The organism is Agrobacterium sp. MCAB5 (assembly GCF_052114365.1).
Classification (GTDB): Bacteria; Pseudomonadota; Alphaproteobacteria; order Rhizobiales; family Rhizobiaceae; genus Agrobacterium; species Agrobacterium tumefaciens.
Map to the genome: position 1 here is coordinate 1 of NZ_JBFREP010000263.1, position 446 is coordinate 446.

The window sequence follows — 446 nt, forward strand, 5'->3', positions numbered from 1 at the left end:
TCAGGAAGCTGAGCTTTACGGGATCGACCGCAGTGGGGAAGACGTTGATCGCACAGTGCGCATCGACGGTTAAGCGCACTTCGATGGAGCTGGGAGGAAACGCTCCGTTCATCGTCTTCGACGATGCCGACATCGACGCCGCGGTACAGGGAGCGTTGACGTCGAAGTATCGCAATGCTGGACAAACATGCGTATGTGCGAATCGGATCCTGGTTCAGTCGGCAATTCACGATGCATTTGCGGACCGGTTGGCAAAGGCCGTTGCAGCTTTGTCGGTAGGTGATGGATTCTCGGCCGGCGTTCAGATTGGCCCTCTCATCGATCAAAAGGCGGTCAACAAGGTCGACGCGTTAGTGGCAGATGCGATGGCGCGAGGAGCTCGTAGCGTCACCGGAGGGCGTCGGCACCCGCTTGGTGGGACATTTTACGAGCCCACGGTTCTTGTC

1 protein-coding gene is annotated in these 446 nt (G+C 58.1%); it reads left to right on the forward strand.

Annotation, left to right across the window (positions count from 1 at the left end):
- Window positions 1–446, forward strand: a 446-nt coding sequence (locus AB4Z23_RS28540) for an aldehyde dehydrogenase family protein (RefSeq protein ID WP_441361316.1), incomplete at both ends; no start/stop codon positions are given.